The organism is Rhizobium sp. NPDC090279, from assembly GCF_044769665.1.
Taxonomy (GTDB): Bacteria; Pseudomonadota; Alphaproteobacteria; order Rhizobiales; family Rhizobiaceae; genus Rhizobium.
Genome location: NZ_JBIVYI010000015.1, coordinates 32,364 through 49,391, shown reverse-complemented (window position 1 = coordinate 49,391; position 17,028 = coordinate 32,364). Strand labels below are relative to the sequence as shown.

The window sequence follows — 17,028 nt, the reverse complement described above, 5'->3', positions numbered from 1 at the left end:
ATCCTCCACTGTAACGATCCGGTCATGCGCTGCGTATCAATCGATAGCCCACTGTTCGACGGGCATAGGACAATTCCGAAAACGGAGCTCTCGATGTTACACACAATCATTGCACCCAATGCGGGTCATCCCGTGGTCCATCATATCGGGGAAGGAGCCTCGGTGTGGGGGCATGCGATTACGGCAAGCATTGCTCATCTGATCCAGCTCAATCATGAGATCGAACTCGATTACTCGCTTATTGGCGCCGGAGTCGTGTTTCAGCGCACGTCGGGTGCTGCGATGCTGCCGCATGTGCTCGGCGAAAATGCCGTCCGCCTGCAGGTCGAGAAGGCCACGTTCCGCCGGGCGGCCGGCAATCCGCAGATCGGGACGGGTGCCATCGCCTGCGTCAGTATCGGTGACAGCTGCATCCTGAAACTGTGGGGGCATATCGCCGTCGACGATTCATCGATGCGCTGGGATCATCCGATGGGTAGCGACCGGGGCATTACGGTTCCCGCGATTTTCACGGTTTCCTTTTGGGAGGTGTCGCGGACGGCGGAGACGCGTCTGTCGACGCTGCTGCGCGAGACCGCCGAGAAGGACCGCAGGATCAGGGATTTGGAAGCCATTGTCGCGCTGACGGTGTGCTCGCAATAGCCGCGCGCTTTAACACGCCTGCGCAATGCACGAAGTCGTGAACATCGCTGCTGTAACTTTCGCTCTCTCTCAAACGAAAACAGCGCGTTCGTTCACAAAGGAAAGGATAGGATTGTCATGGTTTCGTTTCAACGCGCTGCGGCGCTTGCAATTGCCTTGACCGCTGCCGGGATCTCGACTGCAGGCGCTGATGAGATCTTTTCTAAAAATGGCATCGCCATCAATGGTTATGATCCGGTGGCCTATTTCACCGATCACAAGCCGGTGAAGGGAAGCCAGAAATATACGGCGAAGTACGAGGGTGCCACCTTCTACTTTGCGTCGGCGGATCACCGCGACATGTTCGCAAGCGATCCGACCCTCTACGCGCCGCAATTTGGTGGCTATTGTGCCTATGGTGCCGCCGAAGGACACAAGGCTCCGACAGAGCCCCAGGCATATACGGTGGTCGATGGAAAGCTTTATCTGAATTACAATGATGACGTCCTCAAAACCTGGCGTCAGGATGTGCCCGGCTACATTGCCAAGGCCAACGCCAATTGGGGCACAGTGAAAACGCAGCCGGCGCCCTAAGCCGGCTTTCCGCCGCGCCGGTCCGCCCACACAGCAACGCCCTTTGCCAACTCAGGAGCAAAACCCCATGATTACGGGTCCCCGCTTTCCCCGAAAGCATCCATCACGGCTTCGTGACTGCCAAAGAGCGATCGTCAACGATTTAAACGAGTTGCTCGATCGGGCGGACCGGGCGGGCTGGAATCGAAGCGAAGTGCTTGTCGCGCTCGCCGATTTGCTCGACGCCGAAACCGGCGAGGACGATCAGTTGCTGCGCGCCATGGCCGATTATGTAAGGCATGGCGGAACGGCAGCGGCATGAGATCGACAATTTAGGACCGGATAGCTGATGCGGCTGCTACTTTCTTTGCTCTTTTACTTCCTGACCTTCGCCGTCACCCTTGCCGCGGAAACGCCATTGGCGATGAATGATGCCTTTCGGTTTTCGGTGACCCGGGGTGCACCCGGCACAATCGAACTGCATTGGCGGATGCCGCCGGGCTACTATCTTTATCGAGAGCACCTGTCGGCCAAAAACGCGGACGGCTCGCCGATCAATCTCGAAACCGCGCCAGGAGTCGAGAAAACCGACGATAATTTTGGAACGACCGAGGTCTATTTCGGATCGGCCGATGCCGTTGTGAGATCGGCAACGCAGAAAATTACCGTCACCTACCGGGGCTGCCAGGAGCATGGATTGTGCTATCCGCCGGCAAGCCGCATCGTGGACCCTGCTACGCTCGCGATTTCCGATCAGCCGGCCTTTGCTTTGCCGATCGGCGGCAAGTCGGCATGGTCTCCCCAGGCGATCGCGTCTCCTCAGGCGACGGCGCCCCTGTCGGAAGATGCAGGTCCTGCAGTCGAGATCGCAAAGCCGGCTCCCCCTGCCGACACGATCGTCGATCGCTTCTTGTCGCGTGGCGGCATAGCGCTTGCCTTGGCGGCCTTTGTCGGCTTCGGCGTCCTTCTCGCGTTCACCCCTTGCGTATTCCCGCTCTATCCCATTCTTGCCGCAACCCTTGCTCGGGAGGGCGGGCAACTGAACGCGGGGAGGGGTTTCCTGCTGTCGGCCGGTTATGCGGTCGGGCTCGCATCCGCCTTCGCGATCTTCGGCGCGGTCGCGGCATGGACGGGCGAAAACCTGCAGATTGCGCTGCAATCGCCCGTCATGGTTGCAATTCTTGCGGCGATCTTTGCCATCCTGGCGCTGTCGATGTTCGGCCTTTTTGAACTCCAGCTTCCAGCCGCTCTTGTCACCCGTCTCAGCCGCCAAGGCGGAACGCAGCGCAGCTCGGTCGGCTCGGCGGTCGTCCTTGGCTTTTCCTCCGCATTTGTTATCGGCCCGTGCGTGACCGCACCGCTGGCCGGAGCGCTGCTTTACGTGGCGCGAACGGGCGACGCTTTGATCGGCGCAGCATTGTTGTTTGCTCTCGGTCTCGGCAAGGGCATTCCGCTGGTCGTGTTCGGTACGGCCGGTTCCAAGGTGCTGCCGCGCGCAGGTGCCTGGATGGAATCGGTGAAGCACATCTTTGGCTTCATTTTCTTCGCGGTTGCCATCTGGCTGGCGGAACCGGTTCTCCCCACATGGCTGCCGCTCGTTCTTTGGGCGATCCTGGCAATGACGGTTGCCATATTCTTCGGCGCTTTCGACGTCACCAAGGGGCGCGTCCAGCCGCTGCGCATGTGCGCGCAGGCAATCGGCCTTCTTTCGGCCGTTTATGCCGTGGTACTGCTTGTCGGCGCCGCAGCCGGATCGGTGGACCCGCTGCGACCGCTCGATGGCCTTTCTATCGCTCGAGCCGGGGCAGGGGGACGGGATGAGATAGTGCAACGGATGGCGGCGGTCGATTCACGCGAAGATTTCAATCGCCAGCTGGCTAAGGCTGGCGCGGAAGGCAAGGCAAGTCTCGTCTATTTCACGGCCGACTGGTGCGTCTCCTGCCGCTCGATCGATCGCTCGGTACTGTCGAAGCCCGATGTCATCGATGCATTGAAGCCGCTGCAAGCGATAAAAGTCGATCTGACTGACATCGGGCCGGCGCAGCGGGAGTTGATGCGCGATATGAACGTCGTTGGCCCACCCACGATGATCTTCATTCGACCGGATCAGCGGGAAGCAAAAAATGCTCGCCTTATCGGCGAGTTCGGTGCCGATGATGTCCTGGAGGCAGCCAAGGCTGCGCAGGCCGGGAACATCGGCGGGTAGGACCAACATGGTATCGGATAGGAAAACAGGTATGTTGAATCGTAGACACTTTCTCTCGGTGGCAGCGGGTGGGGTTGCGCTTGCCGGATTGGCTCCGCGCCTTGGCTTTGCACAGCAATTGACGCAGCAGGAGGTCTTTCATGATCCCGATGCTCCGGTGCTCGGCAACCCAAAAGGCGACGTGACGGTCGTGGAGTTTTTCGACTACCAGTGCCCATACTGCAAGAAGAGCCATCCGGACGTCGAGGCCGCCGTCTCTGAAGATGGAAATGTTCGCCTTATCATGAAGGACTGGCCGGTGTTCGGCGATGTCTCGGTATTCGCGGCGCAAGCCGTTCTCGGCGCCAATGAAATCGGCCTCTACAAGCCGGCCATGGAAGCTCTCATGGCGACGCAGGGGTCGCTGAGCGAAGACAAGGTGAGGTCGGTACTGTCGACCGCCGGCATCGACATGGGCAAAGTTACGACAGCGCTGCAGCAAAACAACCAGAAGATCTCGGATCTTCTGACGCGCAATTACAAGCAGGCCGTTGCCTTCAATTTTCGCGGCACGCCGTCCTTCGTGATCGGCAGAGGCACCTATTCCGGAGTCCTGAGCAAGGACCAGCTGCGCGAGGCCATCAATCAGGCCCGCGCAGCTTAAGCGATCAATCAAGCGTCTTCGGTCGGCCTTGCTGGGAGCCGAACAACGCTGGCGCAAAGGGCGATGTCACGAAGGGAGCGGGCGAACGATGTATCGTCCGCTCGTTGTTTTGGAAGGATAACGCCGAAGCCCTGCAGCCTGAAGCCCTCAACCGCTGATCTCCTGATCGGAGAGGAGTCCGAGGATCGCATCGCGATCCTGATCCACATGCGGGGGCGGCCCATCAAAGCGAACCGGTGTCGCCGACATCTTCAACGGATTTCCCAATAGCCGCACGCTCTGGCCGTCATCGGTCTGCATCTCGACCACCATGTCCCTTGCGATCGTGTGGGGGTTGGAAACCACCTGATCGACGGTGGCGACGCGGCCGGCGGGAATTTCGGCTGCGACGAGCCGTTGCTCCCAACGCTCCGCCGTGTCTGCTTTCAAGGCTTCTGTTACCAGCGGGTCCAGCACGTCGATATTGAGCACACGGTCGCGGTTTCGGCGAAAGCGCTCGTCGTCGGAGAGTTCTGGGAGCCCGATCGCCATAGAGAAGCGGACAAATTGCTGATCATTGCCGACGGCAATCGCGATCTCGCCCTCTGCCGTCTGAAACGTCTGATAGGGAGCTATGTTGGGATGTCGATTGCCGATCCGTGTGGGGATCTTTCCCGAAACAAGGTGGTTGGTGGCGGCGTTGACCAGCCAGGAGACCTGCGTGTCATAGAGCGAAAGATCGATATGCTGGCCTTCGCCGGTTCGATCCCGGTGACGAAGTGCCGCGAGGATTCCGACGGTCGCATACATGCCGCACATCACATCGGCGATGCCGACGCCGGCTTTGAGCGGTCTTCCGCCGTTGGCGTCGCTTTCGCCGGTAATGCTCATGATGCCGCCCATGGCCTGGATCAGGAAATCATAGCCGGTCCGATTTGCATAAGGGCCGGTTTGACCGAATCCTGATATCGAGCACCAGACGATATCGGGCCTTGTCTCGCGGATCGCTTGATATCCAAGCCCACGCCGGTCGAGGTCGCCGGGCTTGTAGTTCTCGATCACGACATCGCAGATCGCCGCCAAACGTCTGACGAGCGCGATCCCGTCTTCCGTGGCAAGGTCGATGGCAATCGATCGTTTGTTGCGGTTGGCAGCCAGGAAATAGGCACTGAGATCGCTATCGCTGCCATCGGCTGATGGAACGAAGGGCGGTCCCCAGCTCCGTGTATCGTCGCCAAAACCCGGCCGCTCGACCTTGATGACATCGGCACCGAGATCGGCAAGTAGCTGCGTGCAGGTTGGCCCCGCCAGGATACGTGAGAGGTCGAGAATACGCAGGCCGTGCAGGCTGCTCTTTTGCTGATGCTCGGTCATTCCTGCCTCATGATTTCCAGGGAGAGCTTTTGAACCACCGCACCAGATAGGCGGCCACGATCAGTACCGCGAAGCCGAAGAGGTTGCCGATCACTTCCGCACCAGTGGTGCGGCCGGCATGGTCAAGCGCAATCCCGATCGGCTGGGCAATCACCATTCCCGTGATAAAGACGGCAAGCGACTGCTGGCCGACCACGGTCACGACACGAACAGCACGGCCGCGCAGGCGCGATCCCTTCTCTCCGACAAGATGGATGGCTATGTAGCAGAGCGCCAGGAAATGAACGAAACGCAGGACGCCGAAATCCGTCTTGTCGGTAAACGGCATAAGCCTATTGGCAACCATCTCGAAAAACGGATGAACCTCCTGAAATCGCACCCAGGCAAAAGGTATCGTTATCACGACCATTGCAATGGCAAGGGCCATTAGCTTCCGGTTAAGGCGTGGTACAGGCAGATGACCACGCATGATGAAGAACCCAGTGAAAAATAGCAGCTGCCATCCGAATGGATTGAAGAACCATGGTCGATATGACCATGGTTCCGCCGGTAGGTTCGTTAAGCCGAACTGAGTCAGAAACCATAATACCGCCATGATTGCGAAAGGTAGAAGGCGATGGATACGGACAGCAAGTATCATCGGCGGAAGTAGCGCCAGAATGACGATATACATCGGTAGGATGTCAAAGTAGTTCGGCACGTAGGTAAGGGTGAGGAGTCCGACAAGAAGATGTCCCGGATCTTTCATGAAAGGCACGAGGTTCAGGCTGTCGACATAGGTCACTCCATCATAGCGCGTCCCGGCCACGACCATGATAGCGGCGACAACGACAAAGACGGCGATATGAGCCCAGAAGATCTGCCAGATACGCTGCGCGATGCGGGCGACAAGGGCAACCGGACCGTTCCTATCAAAGGTCGAGCCGAATGCGATCGCCGACGCCATCCCCGACTGGAAGACGAACATCTCGGTTGCGTCGGAAAAGCCGAAGCGTGCGGGAATCCAGAGCGCCCAGCCGTCGCTTGGAATGTGGGCGAGCAGGATGATCAACATTCCGACGCCCCGAAAGAAATCCAGACGCGGATCGCGCGGCCGCTTGGCTTCGCGCGAGACGACGCCTGCCGCCGGGACGGGTTCAGAAGGCGCCGTCGTAGGCGCTGGCATCGAACCGGCAGGCGATAAGGGTGAAGCCGCCGCGCTTGCCTGCAGCTTCAAGCTCATTACGGAAGTCATTGGAATTCTCCACATTGACACCATGGCCGCCGAAGCCTCGGGCAACGACGGCAAAATCGGTTTCGCCGAGCGTGACTCCGGCAGAAGCGAGGCCAGCGGCCGTTTGTTTGAGTGCGATCAGCGCAAGGCTGCGGTCCTGAAAGACAATGATCGTCAGCGGTAGATTGAGGTCGCGAACCGTTGCGAGTTCACCGACACCCATCTCAAGCCCGCCGTCGCCCATCACGGCGAACAACCGGCGCGATGGGTTCGCGACCTGGGCGCCGATCGCGAGGGGCAGCGCCGCATTCATCGTGCAAAAGCCTGCCGATTGAAGGAGTGAAAAAGGCCTGGTCGCCGCCCACTTCTGCGAAAGAAGGATTCGATGGGCGCCGCTGTCGACCGTTACCAGGCCGTCGTGTCCGGCGGCATGATTGAGGACATCGACGATCGCATGAGGGCCCCAGGCCGAGCGGGTCGCAAAGATTTCCTTGAGTTCGCGTTTTACGGCGGCAGGCTCGCCATCCGCCCAGCCTCTGTGGGGAATAGCGGAGCGGCCAAGAACCTCTACGACGGATTTTGGGTCAGCGATGAAGCTCGTGGCGGCGTGATGCATGGCATGATCCGGCCGCGCGCGGGAAATTTCGACGAGCCGGGATGGGTCATCCATGAAGTCGAGCCAGCCGAGGCGCATCTCGATCGGATCGTAGCCGACCGAGATGACGAGATCCGCCCTTTGGATCAGGGCCAGCAACACGCGATCCGCACGCGGCGACAGGCCCGCTCCGCCCAAGGCCAGCGGATGGTTTTCGGGAAGGATGCCCTTCGCCTTATATGTCGTGACAACAGGTGCGACGATCGCCTCGGCCAGATGCTGAATGCCCGGTCCGGCGCCACTGCGCGCGGCTTCAAGGCCGGCAAGGATCAACGGCCGCTTGGCAGCGCCTACTCGTTCCAGCAGCCGTTTTATGGCGGGGTCGGATTCGGCGACGGATGCCCGCAATTGCTGTGGCGCGCGTACGATTGCAGCGCTTGGGCTGGCGGCGGCTGCAACAGCCGGTGAGAGATCGAGATGGACCGGTCCCATTGGCTCGGCGGTGGCGATCGCCAAGGCACGCGCGATCGTCGATGCGGCGCTTTCCGGCTCGATCTCGAACGAGGCTTTGACGATTGGGCGCAACAGTTGCGCGTGATCGATGACCTGATGGGTATAGCGGGCGCGCGTGGCACGATCGACGACGCCCGAGATGACAATCAGGGGGATACGTTCCTGAAGCGCATCGGCAATACCGTTGACGGCATTGGCAAGCCCTGGCCCGACCGTCGTCACCAGAAGCTCCGGATGTCCGGTGATGGTGCTCGCGCCGGCGGCCATGATCGCCGCAGACGTTTCGTGCCGCGCCAGATGGAAGACGATGCCGGCCGCCTGTAATGCGTCGATCAACGTCACCACTTCGCCGCCCGGCACACCGAAGGCGTTGCGAACCTGATGAGCGTGAAGCGTCCTCGCAAGAATGTCGGCGACGCGATTGGAAACGGGCTCTTGGGTCATTGGATCATATTTCGCAAGGAAAAGAGTGTTGAGTTCGAAGCCTGCCCGGCAGAGGGCGGAGGGCCGGGCAGGCCTCCTCCATGAAGCGCCTCAGTGCTCCAGGAAACGGACGAGGAAGGCGACGACGGTTCCAAACAGCATATGGCCGATCAGCGATGCCCAGGTCAGCGTAATGAACCCGAGGAACGGCGGCAGGCCGGCAAAGAGATGGGCCATGACGTAGAGCGCGAAGACCCACAGTCCCGTTCCAAAGCCGATGCCCGTCAGAAGCAGTGGCAGCTTCGGAAGGATCAGCCGCTGCAACGGCCGGGCAACGAACAGGTAGCCGATCGGATAGAAGACAATACCGACAACCGCATGGATGGCTTCGGCCAGAAGCAGGTTGTTGAAGCCGAACACCGATTGGATCAGGGCGGCCGGTTCGAGCGGTCCTCCGACCCAGAGCGGAGTAATGAGCCGCGCCCATATCTCCCAGGTTATATCGGCTGCAAGACCGGAAAAGATGATCGTGCGTACGAGGTTGGGTTGGATTTCCGGAAAGACGCTGGTCTTGTTCATATCCATCATCGACATTGTGGTAATCCTTTCAAGGGGTTGAGTCAGGCGGCCGACAGGCGTCTGTCGGTGGAGTGTTCGATCGAATGAAAAAGCTGGTCCTCGGCCTTCAGCCGCTGGCGGAGCTGGCCAATCCGGGCAACGCCTGTGGTGTCGCCGGTCGATCCGACTGCCTTTGCCAGCGCAAGGACGAAGAAATCGCGCTGCGCATTGCTGCCACCGATTTTCGGAAGGTGCGCCACCATGGCATCGAGGACGCGCCGGTCGGCGGGGGTGTCGAGGCCGGCGAGGACGCGCGACATCGGTACACCGACCTCCGCGGCTACGCGCGCCTGATCGTCGAGCCCGAGTGCCTTGGCATCGATATGTGCGACGAGTTCGGCAACGCCCGCCCGGTCACCGACCGCGACCATGGCGGCCAGATTGTGCAGGGCCGCGAAGATCAGCGTCGTGTCGGTCCGGCGGCGGTGGGCGATGTCGGCGAGGTCGCTCCAGCGGGCGCCGACATCGACGCCGGATTGCTCCATGCGCCAAAGCAATGAGACGGCGTTGGCCATATCCCGGAAATCATCGGTCTGCTGGGGACGGACCTCTTCGTCATAGATCCTGAGCACGCGGTCGTAATCGCCGCGCTCCAGATGCAGGAGGCCGAGATGCCAGGCCATGTGGAACGAGAAGTTGTTGCAGCGAGACCAGGCCGTTCGGCTGCCTTCCAGCCAGTCGACGCCTTCGGCTGTATCGCCGCGCATCTCAAAGACATGCGAGACGGCGTGAAGCCCCCAGGAATCGTCGGGTTGCATGGCGACTGCGCGCTGGCCGATCCGCAGTGCGTCGTCATAATGGCCATGCTCCTCAAGCGAGAAGGCGTGGCACCCGAGGATGAAGCCGGCGGTCGAGCTTTCCGGATCGAGAGCCATGATGGCACGCGTACTTGCCTGAAGCATGCCGGCGGCATCGCCGAGCATGAAACGCAGGGCATGGGAGATCTTGAAAGGCAGAAAGGTCGCTGGCCTGTGCCGAAAGCCTTCGTCGAGCATGTTTGCCGCCCGCGCGAACAGGCCCTGCTCGGCGGCTTCAAGCGCGGCGACAAGGATGCGTTCGTCCGAAGTGCCGCCGCCATTGAAGGCGAGCGCGCGCTCGGCATCCCCCAGGGCCAGACTTGCCGTTGCGCCGAGCTCCTCGCGGGCGAGGATGAGGTTGGCGAAGCCTTTCAGCGCATGGGCGGCGACATGATCAGGGTCAGCCGCAAGTGTCGCCTGGAGGGCGGCACCCGTGTTCGGCCTGTGCGTTGCCAGGCCGAAGACCGCACCTTCGAAGGCGCGATTGGCCTCATCGCTACCGGTGCTCGTTAGCAGATCGTATGCATCGCGTTTCATCTGTTCACTCCTTGAGGAGGGGCGCTCGTCTGAAATCCGTGAGGCTTCAGTGACCGTCCGACAGATGCCTTTACGTTTGCGCCGGACATGTCGTTACAACGCCGCGTGCATTTTTTGCGCGCAGCGCTGCAATTCGATCTGCGGCACGTTTTCGATGAGAGGTGGAAGGCTTGGGCTGAAGGCGGCAGTGGTTCTTTGAACCATCCGCGAAAATTTTTCTGCTTCCGGTCGTAACAAAAGGACCGGGCGATGCGTAGGGCCGAGCGGAGACCAATTTTGCCATGTGAGGGCACCGCAATGACGATCGCAGAAGGGGACGTGTCCGCAACAAGAGCGAGGGAAGCGTTAAACCAGGCAATGCAGGCTCACATGGCGGGAGAGCTCGACCTCGCGCGGGAACGCTATTGCGAGGTGCTCGGCCACCGATATCGTGTCGCCGACGTCCTCCCGCTACTGGCCGGAATTGCTGCATTGAAGGGCGATACGGAGGCGGCCATGTCCTGGTGGACAGAGCTGTTGCTGCTCAAGCCGGACCACGTTCTTGCCCTTCTGGAAAAGGGCGCCCTGCTGCTCAAGACTGGCGAACGTGCCGAAGCAATTGCCTGTTTCGAAATGGCGGCGACCGTCTCCCCCGACAATCCGCTTGCCCTCAACAATCTCGCCGTCGCCCTGGCCCAGGCTGACCGGCATCATGAGGCGCTGAACGGCTTTCGGCGGCTCGCAAGACTCCAGCCGGAGAACGTCATGCCACAGCATCAGGTGCGGCGCATGACGTCGAGGATCGTTCCTTTCTGGCATATACCGATGCTCAACGATGTGCGCCGCAATGATGCTTTCGAAGCGGCGATCGTCAGGGCTGTCGCCGCGCGTGGTCCGGATGCCCAGGTTCTCGACATCGGAGCGGGTAGCGGATTGTTGTCGATGATGGCGGCTCGAGCGGGCGCCAGGCGCATCGTGACCTGCGAGGCCGTGCCGGTGATTGCAGAGGCAGCCGGGCGGATCATCGAAAAGAACGGCTTTGCCGATCGCATCGATGTCATCAACAAAGTGTCGACGGAACTTGCAGTTGGCCATGATCTGATGTCCCGCGCCGATATTCTGATCTCGGAAATCCTCTCCAGCGATCTGCTTGCCGAAGACGTGCTCAGCACGTTTGAAGATGCCCATGCGCGATTGATCAAGGAGGATGCGCTCGTCATCCCGAGGGCGGCGACTGCCGTCGGTTGCCTTGCCGAGAGCGATGTCCTGGGAGACTATTGCTTTGTCGGCGAGGTATCTGGTTTCGATGTTTCGGAATTTTCCGCGCTTTCGACCAACCGTCTGCCCGTTCACGGTAGCATGACCAACTGGAGAAGGTTGTCACTCGACGTTGATCTGCAAACGATCGATCTGACGCGCAAGAAGCACGCGGAAGAACTCCGCCGGCTTGAAATACCCGTCATGGCGGATGGCGTGGCGACCGGGATTATTCAATGGATGAAAATTGACCTCGCGGAGGGTGTCGAGTTCTCCAACCATCCAAGCAACTATTGCGACGGTGGTTGGCTGCAGGTCCTGCATCCTTTCCCAAAACCGGTGAAAGTCCGGCAGGGTTCAACCTTTTCGATCATGGTTGGTCACGACCGGAGCAGCTTGATCCTGATGCCCGCGACATTGGAAGAAGCTTGCGCGTGACAGTCGACGAAGGTGAGAGGAAGAGCCCATGCGAGACAATATAGAAGCGTTCGTGTTCGACGCCTATGGGACGCTTTTTGATACCCAGTCCGTCGAGACAACCGTCGAGGAGGCATTTCCCGGCTGGGGTAGCGTCATCAGCCACATCTGGCGGATGAAACAGCTTGAATATTCCTGGCTGTCGACCCTGATGGATCGCTACGAGGATTTTTGGTCGATTACCCAGCGCTCCCTCGATTACACGCTTCGTTCTCTTGAGCTCGCTTGCGATCGGCAGACACTTGAAGGGGTTGCGGCGGCGTATCTTGACCTGAAGCATTTTGAGGACGCGCCTGTTTGCCTCGACGCGCTTGCGCCGTATCGGCGCGCAATTCTGTCGAACGGCAGCAGCGCGATGCTGGCAAGTCTCGCGGAGCGCTCGAAACTGGTGCGGTCTCTCGATCATATCATCAGCGTTGACATGAATGGCGCCTACAAGCCGTCACCCCGGGCCTATATGCTGGTGGGCGACGTGCTCAAGCTGCCGCCGGAGCGTGTGGCCTTCGTGTCTTCCAACGGCTTCGACATATGCGGGGCAAAAAGCTTCGGCTTTACGGTCATTCGCGTCGCACGCAGCCCATCCGGACCATCGTTTGTACAGGCTGAGAAGCCGCAGATGGACGAGCGGCGGCTTTTTGCCCTGATGCGCGGTCAGCTGGAGACGTTCGACTATCCTCCCGACTTCACCGTGCAGTCGCTCGCGGAGATACCGGATTTGTTTGAGCGCAAAGTCCGCTGACGCCGATGTATCTCTATCTCAAGGCGCTTCATATCTTTTCCGTGGTCGTGTTTGTCGGCGGCACGCTGACGATGGGCCTGCTTTTGCGGTTTATCGTGCGTACTGATGACCGGGCGCAAGCACGTCGATTGACCGAAACCCTGCTTCATTGGGACGGGTTGGTGACGACGCCAGCACTCGGGTTCGTTTGGGCGGCCGGATTCACAATGGCCTTCGGCGCCGGCTGGTTCACGTCGCCCTGGCTCTTGCTGAAGATCGGGCCGGCCTTGCTCCTGAGCGGCGTGCACGGCCTGGGCGGAATGGCCCTGAGGCGCTTTCTTCGCGACGGCCGCCCTGTCAGCCCTCTGTTCGGGCTGATGCCGATGGTCGTCCTGGCTATTCTGGCCGTCATAGCCTGGCTTGCCGTCGTCAAGCCGTTCTAGCCGGCGCGCATTGAATTATAGAACAAGTGTATTAAAACTGAGTTGGTGAGATAACCGAAGGAGGCATGTGATGATCCGCTTTTATTTCCATCCGACCCCAAATCCGGCAAAAGTTGCCCTTTTCCTTGAGGAAGCCGGCCTTCCTCATGAGGTTATCCCGGTCGATACGAGCAAGGGCGAGCAGCACGATCCATCCTTTCGAGCAATCAACCCGAACGGCAAGGTCCCGGCCATCGTCGACACGGAAGGCCCGGGCGGCAAGGAGGCCCGCGTCTTTGATTCCACGGCAATTCTCCTCTATCTCGCGGAGAAGACCGGGAAATTCCTGGGTGAGGTCAGCGACCGGCCCGAATTGCTCTCCTGGTTGTTCTTCATTTCCTCCGGCCTTGGCCCGTTTTCAGGCCAGGCGGTACATTTCCAGTATGCCGCACCCGAGGGTCTCGACTATGCCGTCAATCGCTATCGGCGGGAGGCGGAGCGCCACTATCAGGTTCTGAACGATCATCTGCAAGACAGATCCTATATCGTTGGGGAAACCTACACGATCGCGGATATGTCGGCCTGGGGATGGGTCGATCGTGCCTCGCGGGTCATGAAAGGCGCCGAAGATCCTCTCGCGGCCTATCCGAATGTGAAGCGGCTGTTTGAAACCGTTGACGCGCGTCCTGCTGTTGCGCAGGCGCGCAAAGTCGGCAAGGACCATGATTTCAAGCGCATCAATGACGAGGAGACCAAACGCGCATTGTTCCCCTCGAATTATCCGCGTGTGGACAAGGTCAACCCTTGAGCTCATCCAATGAGCAAGAAATACCGGTGCGGCGTGCCTGCCTCGCTGATGGTGGAGGCAGGCCATGTCGAGATAGCGTATTGTTGAATGCGCCAGCGTTGAGTTTTAAATCATCTGTTATAAAATGCCGGCAATTTCGCCAAAGGCTGGCGGCGCAATCGACTTTACGAGACTGAATGCATGGCCCGACCAAGGGAATTTGACGAGGAAACGGTTCTTACTTTGGCTGTAGAGCATTTCTGGGAGCACGGTTACGAGGCGACATCGATCCGCGATCTTGCTCAAGCGATGGGCTTGACCACCGCCAGCATCTACAATGCGTTCGGAGACAAGCGCGCCATCTATCGGCGCGCGCTCGATTTCTACGTCGAGCGAAGTTTTGGCGATCGCGTCGGTCGCTTTGAAACCCGGCCGCCCCGGGAGGCCATCCGCGCCTTCTTCGAGGAAATCATCGAGCGATCTCTATCCGATGTGCAAAGGAAGGGATGCATGCTGGTGAATTCGGCTCTTGAAGTAGCCCCCCATGACGAAGAATTTCAACGCGTCGTCGCCGGAGTTCTCGTTCAGGTCGAGGCATTCTTCAGACGGTGCGTCCAGGCCGGCCAAAGCGACGGTTCGATCAATCGCGCACAGAATGCCTCGGAATTGGCGGGCATGCTGCTGAGCACGCTCTTGGGAATTCGCGTGCTTGCCCGCATGCGACCGGAAAGGAAGTTGCTGAAGGGTCTGATAAAACCGGTATTCGCATCGCTTCAGCCGCAAGCGGAAAGGCGGCTGGACCCATCCGTTCGTGATTGATGGCGTCCGTCGCCGGCAACCGACTCCAACGTGCAGTCAGTATTCTTTGGAAAATCCCATGATCGCCTGTAACAATTTGCCAAGGACTGCCGAAATAGGAGTTGTCGGATGAAAAATCCGGCGCTCGAAGAAGAATGGGCGTCCTGGATGCGCTCTGCGATTGAAGGCGACACTCGTTCTTATCACAAATTGCTGACCGCCATTACGCCGCGCCTGCGGGTCATGGCGAGGAGACGATGTGAGCTGTTCGGAGCGCCGGCGAGCGAGGCCGAGGACGTGGTGCAGGAAGTTCTATTAGCGATTCATCTGAAGCGGGGGACCTGGGATCAATCCCGTCCCCTGGGGCCATGGATGTCGGCAATTGTTCGCAACAAGCTCGTTGACAGTTTGCGGCGGCGGGGGCGGCAGATCAGCGTTCCATTGGAAGACGTGCTGGCAATGCTCGAAAGCGACGATCACGTCTCGCCATCCGACAGGATGGATGTCGAGCGAGTTTTACAACACCTCAAGGACCCGCAACGCACGATCGTGCAGTCGATTTCGATCGAAGGGTCGAGCGTCCGCGAGACGGCGGAACGGCTGAAAATGACCGAGGTTGCGGTGCGCGTGTCATTGCACCGGGCGCTGAGGGCGCTTGCGGCCCTCTATTCGGAGCGCGCGACATGAACACGCGCGATCTCATCACTCTCCTATCGCAGGACGCCTCGGTCCGGGAGGATCTTGGCCACTCGCTGAAACATGCAACCATCGCGGCGACCTTGATCGCCGGCATCGTATTCTTCAGCGCGATCGGCTTCAGGGTCGATATCGACACGGCGATCGAGACCGGTCGGTTTCTCTTCAAGTTCGTCATCACCATCGCCTTGGCCATGAGCGCCGGCGCCGTTCTCATTCGGATCGGGCGACCGGGTATTCCAACCGGCAGGCTCGCGTTGGGCCTTCTTCTCCCTGTCGTTCTGATGGTTGGCGCGGCGATATTCGAGCTGACGGTGATGCCGCCGGAGACCTGGGCGGTGCGCATGATCGGACACAATTCGAGGCTCTGCCTGACGATCATTCCATTTCTTTCGCTTGGCCCGCTCGCATGCTTCCTACTGGCACTTCGGCATGGAGCGCCAGAAAGACCGGCGCTTGCGGGCGCGATTGCGGGCCTGGCGGCGTCGGGGATTGCGGCAACCTTCTATGCCGCCAATTGCGACGACGATAGTCCGTTATTCGTCCTGCTCTGGTATCCGATCGCGATTTCGCTGGTTGCGGCAATCGGCGCCCTTATCGGGGACAGGATATTGCGTTGGTAGCTCTAAACACGGGAATGGGAGCCCGTTGCTGTCATCTTGCGCAGTGATCGGGTCGAGAGAGGGTGGTCGAGGCGCCACGCTGGCATCTGGCATGAACCGGATGAGATCGCTATGAGAGATGGAACGACGACATTCTTCTCGGATGACCGCCATGGATTGTTGCACAGGCATCCAGCCACGATAGCGGCGAATAGGGTATCGACCGACTGAAAGATATAGACTTGGAAATACCAGCGTGAAGACAGACGAGCTAATCACCCTGATTTCGCAGGATACGCATCCACCTGTGAATCTGTCGCGAGCAATTCTCCTCGCCATCGCCATCGGCAGTCTCTTCGCCGCTACGGCCTTCTTTCTGACGCTCGGATTACGGCCCGATATCGGCCAGGCGATAGATACCGTCCGGTTTCCTTTCAAGATCCTCGTCACATTCACGCTGTTTGTTGCGGCGACCGCTGCTGTTGGACGGGTCATACGGCCTGGGCAGGAGCTCGGGTTTCGGGGAAGGTTGCTGCTTGTTGTCCCGGCCCTGCTTCTCCTCGGGGTTGCTTTGGAACTCGGGATCACACCCTCGGCACTTTGGACCGCGAAGTTGATCGGACACAATGCGCTCCACTGCCTGACCATCGTTCCCGCCCTGTCGCTGCTTCCGGGCATTTTTCTATTGCTCGCCATGCGGCATGGGGCGCCAGAACGTCCGGGGGTTGCCGGAGCTCTCGCTGGTTTGGCGTCGGCGGGTATCGGGGCGACGTTCTATGGCCTGAATTGCCCGGATGACAGCCCGCTCTTCGTTGCGACCTGGTATCCGATTGCAACGACGGTCGTTGCGGCAATCGGCTTCTTTGCGGGACGACGTTTATTGCGGTGGTGATGTCAACGTGAAGGGTCTGCTCAACATCGCCGCTACCGTTCTGCCGCAGACGATTAAGCAGCATTCGGGCCATATCTTCGACATATCGTCGATCGCGGCACGAAGCAGCGATCATTGTCCGGTCGGTCTACACGTTTGTGTGACCCACTTTCCAATAGCCGGGGCCGAGGGTAAATTCGCTGGCATGAAGGGTGCCACGTTCATTCGTCGATTGTTGTTATTCGTCACCATGCTTGCGGTCGTCGTCGGCCCGATGAGCATTGGTCTGGCGGATAGCGCCATGGCCTCTTCGGCTCCAGCGATGATTG

Annotated in this window: 18 protein-coding genes and 1 pseudogene; 14 read left to right on the top strand and 5 right to left on the bottom strand. The window is 59.7% G+C overall.

All coding sequences use genetic code 11. The features are described 5' to 3' along the window. Positions 1-93 precede the first annotated feature (93 nt). The 5 genes from ACIQWP_RS28790 to ACIQWP_RS28770 all read left to right on the top strand — a co-directional run bounded on the left by ACIQWP_RS28790 (position 94) and on the right by ACIQWP_RS28770 (position 4,043). Positions 94-642 (top strand): hypothetical protein, encoded by a 549-nt coding sequence (locus tag ACIQWP_RS28790; RefSeq protein WP_402795065.1) that lies wholly within the window; start codon positions 94-96, stop codon positions 640-642. 117 nt (positions 643-759) lie between these two features. Then, entirely contained in the window at positions 760-1,215 is a 456-nt protein-coding gene (locus tag ACIQWP_RS28785) for a YHS domain-containing (seleno)protein (protein WP_402795063.1), read from the top strand. A gap of 67 nt (positions 1,216-1,282) precedes the next feature. Next, positions 1,283-1,516, top strand: a complete 234-nt coding sequence (locus ACIQWP_RS28780) for a hypothetical protein (protein WP_402795061.1) — start codon at positions 1,283-1,285, stop codon at positions 1,514-1,516. Between the two features lie 27 nt (positions 1,517-1,543). Next, on the top strand, positions 1,544-3,400 hold the full coding sequence (gene dsbD / locus ACIQWP_RS28775; protein WP_402795058.1) for a protein-disulfide reductase DsbD: 1,857 nt from the start codon (positions 1,544-1,546) through the stop codon (positions 3,398-3,400). Between the two features lie 31 nt (positions 3,401-3,431). Beyond that, positions 3,432-4,043: a DsbA family protein gene (locus tag ACIQWP_RS28770; RefSeq protein ID WP_402795056.1), complete on the top strand. Its 612-nt coding sequence runs from the start codon at positions 3,432-3,434 to the stop codon at positions 4,041-4,043. A gap of 147 nt (positions 4,044-4,190) precedes the next feature. On the opposite strand, the gene ACIQWP_RS28765 is transcribed toward ACIQWP_RS28770, so the two are convergent. The 5 genes from ACIQWP_RS28765 to ACIQWP_RS28745 all read right to left on the bottom strand — a co-directional run bounded on the left by ACIQWP_RS28765 (position 4,191) and on the right by ACIQWP_RS28745 (position 10,092). After that, positions 4,191-5,396, bottom strand: coding sequence for a CaiB/BaiF CoA transferase family protein (locus ACIQWP_RS28765; protein WP_402795053.1), 1,206 nt, complete (start codon positions 5,394-5,396; stop codon positions 4,191-4,193). A gap of 7 nt (positions 5,397-5,403) precedes the next feature. Beyond that, positions 5,404-6,561, bottom strand: a complete 1,158-nt coding sequence (locus tag ACIQWP_RS28760) for an OpgC family protein (RefSeq protein ID WP_402795050.1) — start codon at positions 6,559-6,561, stop codon at positions 5,404-5,406. Beyond that, the gene (locus ACIQWP_RS28755) at positions 6,533-8,161 is read right to left on the bottom strand and encodes a thiamine pyrophosphate-binding protein (protein WP_402795048.1); all 1,629 of its coding nucleotides are present in this window, start codon (positions 8,159-8,161) and stop codon (positions 6,533-6,535) included. Before ACIQWP_RS28755 ends, ACIQWP_RS28760 begins: the two co-directional genes overlap by 29 nt. Positions 8,162-8,251: 90 nt before the next feature. Beyond that, positions 8,252-8,734, bottom strand: coding sequence for a hypothetical protein (locus ACIQWP_RS28750; RefSeq protein ID WP_402795045.1), 483 nt, complete (start codon positions 8,732-8,734; stop codon positions 8,252-8,254). 26 nt (positions 8,735-8,760) lie between these two features. Beyond that, complete coding sequence (locus ACIQWP_RS28745) at positions 8,761-10,092, bottom strand: tetratricopeptide repeat protein (RefSeq protein ID WP_402795042.1); 1,332 nt, start codon at positions 10,090-10,092, stop codon at positions 8,761-8,763. Positions 10,093-10,461: 369 nt separating this feature from the next. On the opposite strand from ACIQWP_RS28745, the gene ACIQWP_RS28740 reads away from it, so the two are divergent. From ACIQWP_RS28740 to ACIQWP_RS28700, 9 genes and pseudogenes are all read left to right on the top strand, one after another. After that, positions 10,462-11,766, top strand: coding sequence for a 50S ribosomal protein L11 methyltransferase (locus tag ACIQWP_RS28740; RefSeq protein ID WP_402795039.1), 1,305 nt, complete (start codon positions 10,462-10,464; stop codon positions 11,764-11,766). A 52-nt stretch (positions 11,767-11,818) separates the two neighbouring features. Continuing rightward, positions 11,819-12,544 (top strand): haloacid dehalogenase type II, encoded by a 726-nt coding sequence (locus ACIQWP_RS28735; RefSeq protein WP_402795036.1) that lies wholly within the window; start codon positions 11,819-11,821, stop codon positions 12,542-12,544. A 5-nt stretch (positions 12,545-12,549) separates the two neighbouring features. After that, positions 12,550-12,966 (top strand): CopD family protein, encoded by a 417-nt coding sequence (locus ACIQWP_RS28730; protein ID WP_402795033.1) that lies wholly within the window; start codon positions 12,550-12,552, stop codon positions 12,964-12,966. 70 nt (positions 12,967-13,036) lie between these two features. Then, positions 13,037-13,753, top strand: a complete 717-nt coding sequence (locus ACIQWP_RS28725) for a glutathione S-transferase family protein (protein WP_402795031.1) — start codon at positions 13,037-13,039, stop codon at positions 13,751-13,753. A gap of 180 nt (positions 13,754-13,933) precedes the next feature. Next, the gene (locus ACIQWP_RS28720; RefSeq protein ID WP_402795028.1) at positions 13,934-14,551 is read left to right on the top strand and encodes a TetR/AcrR family transcriptional regulator; all 618 of its coding nucleotides are present in this window, start codon (positions 13,934-13,936) and stop codon (positions 14,549-14,551) included. A gap of 108 nt (positions 14,552-14,659) precedes the next feature. Continuing rightward, positions 14,660-15,217, top strand: a complete 558-nt coding sequence (locus tag ACIQWP_RS28715; RefSeq protein WP_402795026.1) for a sigma-70 family RNA polymerase sigma factor — start codon at positions 14,660-14,662, stop codon at positions 15,215-15,217. Next, positions 15,214-15,849, top strand: coding sequence for an NrsF family protein (locus ACIQWP_RS28710; protein ID WP_402795023.1), 636 nt, complete (start codon positions 15,214-15,216; stop codon positions 15,847-15,849). The genes ACIQWP_RS28715 and ACIQWP_RS28710 overlap by 4 nt, the downstream gene beginning before the upstream one ends. 235 nt (positions 15,850-16,084) lie before the next feature. Continuing rightward, positions 16,085-16,720, top strand: coding sequence for an NrsF family protein (locus ACIQWP_RS28705; protein WP_402795020.1), 636 nt, complete (start codon positions 16,085-16,087; stop codon positions 16,718-16,720). Then, a pseudogene (locus ACIQWP_RS28700) lies at positions 16,719-16,823 on the top strand (oxidoreductase); the annotation flags it as partial. The gene ACIQWP_RS28705 and the pseudogene ACIQWP_RS28700, both read left to right, overlap by 2 nt. Positions 16,824-17,028 lie beyond the last annotated feature (205 nt).

Excerpts from the sequence above, each read along its gene's own strand:
- dsbD (WP_402795058.1), top strand. The coding sequence starts at position 1,544 with ATGCGGCTGCTACTTTCTTTGCTCTTTTACTTCCTGACCTTCGCCGTC.
- ACIQWP_RS28780 (WP_402795061.1), top strand. The coding sequence starts at position 1,283 with ATGATTACGGGTCCCCGCTTTCCCCGAAAGCATCCATCACGGCTTCGT.
- ACIQWP_RS28715 (WP_402795026.1), top strand. The coding sequence starts at position 14,660 with ATGAAAAATCCGGCGCTCGAAGAAGAATGGGCGTCCTGGATGCGCTCT.
- ACIQWP_RS28790 (WP_402795065.1), top strand. The coding sequence starts at position 94 with ATGTTACACACAATCATTGCACCCAATGCGGGTCATCCCGTGGTCCAT.
- ACIQWP_RS28750 (WP_402795045.1), bottom strand. The coding sequence starts at position 8,734 with ATGTCGATGATGGATATGAACAAGACCAGCGTCTTTCCGGAAATCCAA.
- ACIQWP_RS28760 (WP_402795050.1), bottom strand. The coding sequence starts at position 6,561 with ATGCCAGCGCCTACGACGGCGCCTTCTGAACCCGTCCCGGCGGCAGGC.
- ACIQWP_RS28710 (WP_402795023.1), top strand. The coding sequence starts at position 15,214 with ATGAACACGCGCGATCTCATCACTCTCCTATCGCAGGACGCCTCGGTC.
- ACIQWP_RS28745 (WP_402795042.1), bottom strand. The coding sequence starts at position 10,092 with ATGAAACGCGATGCATACGATCTGCTAACGAGCACCGGTAGCGATGAG.
- ACIQWP_RS28755 (WP_402795048.1), bottom strand. The coding sequence starts at position 8,161 with ATGACCCAAGAGCCCGTTTCCAATCGCGTCGCCGACATTCTTGCGAGG.
- ACIQWP_RS28740 (WP_402795039.1), top strand. The coding sequence starts at position 10,462 with ATGGCGGGAGAGCTCGACCTCGCGCGGGAACGCTATTGCGAGGTGCTC.
- ACIQWP_RS28725 (WP_402795031.1), top strand. The coding sequence starts at position 13,037 with ATGATCCGCTTTTATTTCCATCCGACCCCAAATCCGGCAAAAGTTGCC.
- ACIQWP_RS28730 (WP_402795033.1), top strand. The coding sequence starts at position 12,550 with ATGTATCTCTATCTCAAGGCGCTTCATATCTTTTCCGTGGTCGTGTTT.
- ACIQWP_RS28765 (WP_402795053.1), bottom strand. The coding sequence starts at position 5,396 with ATGACCGAGCATCAGCAAAAGAGCAGCCTGCACGGCCTGCGTATTCTC.
- ACIQWP_RS28720 (WP_402795028.1), top strand. The coding sequence starts at position 13,934 with ATGGCCCGACCAAGGGAATTTGACGAGGAAACGGTTCTTACTTTGGCT.
- ACIQWP_RS28770 (WP_402795056.1), top strand. The coding sequence starts at position 3,432 with ATGTTGAATCGTAGACACTTTCTCTCGGTGGCAGCGGGTGGGGTTGCG.
- ACIQWP_RS28785 (WP_402795063.1), top strand. The coding sequence starts at position 760 with ATGGTTTCGTTTCAACGCGCTGCGGCGCTTGCAATTGCCTTGACCGCT.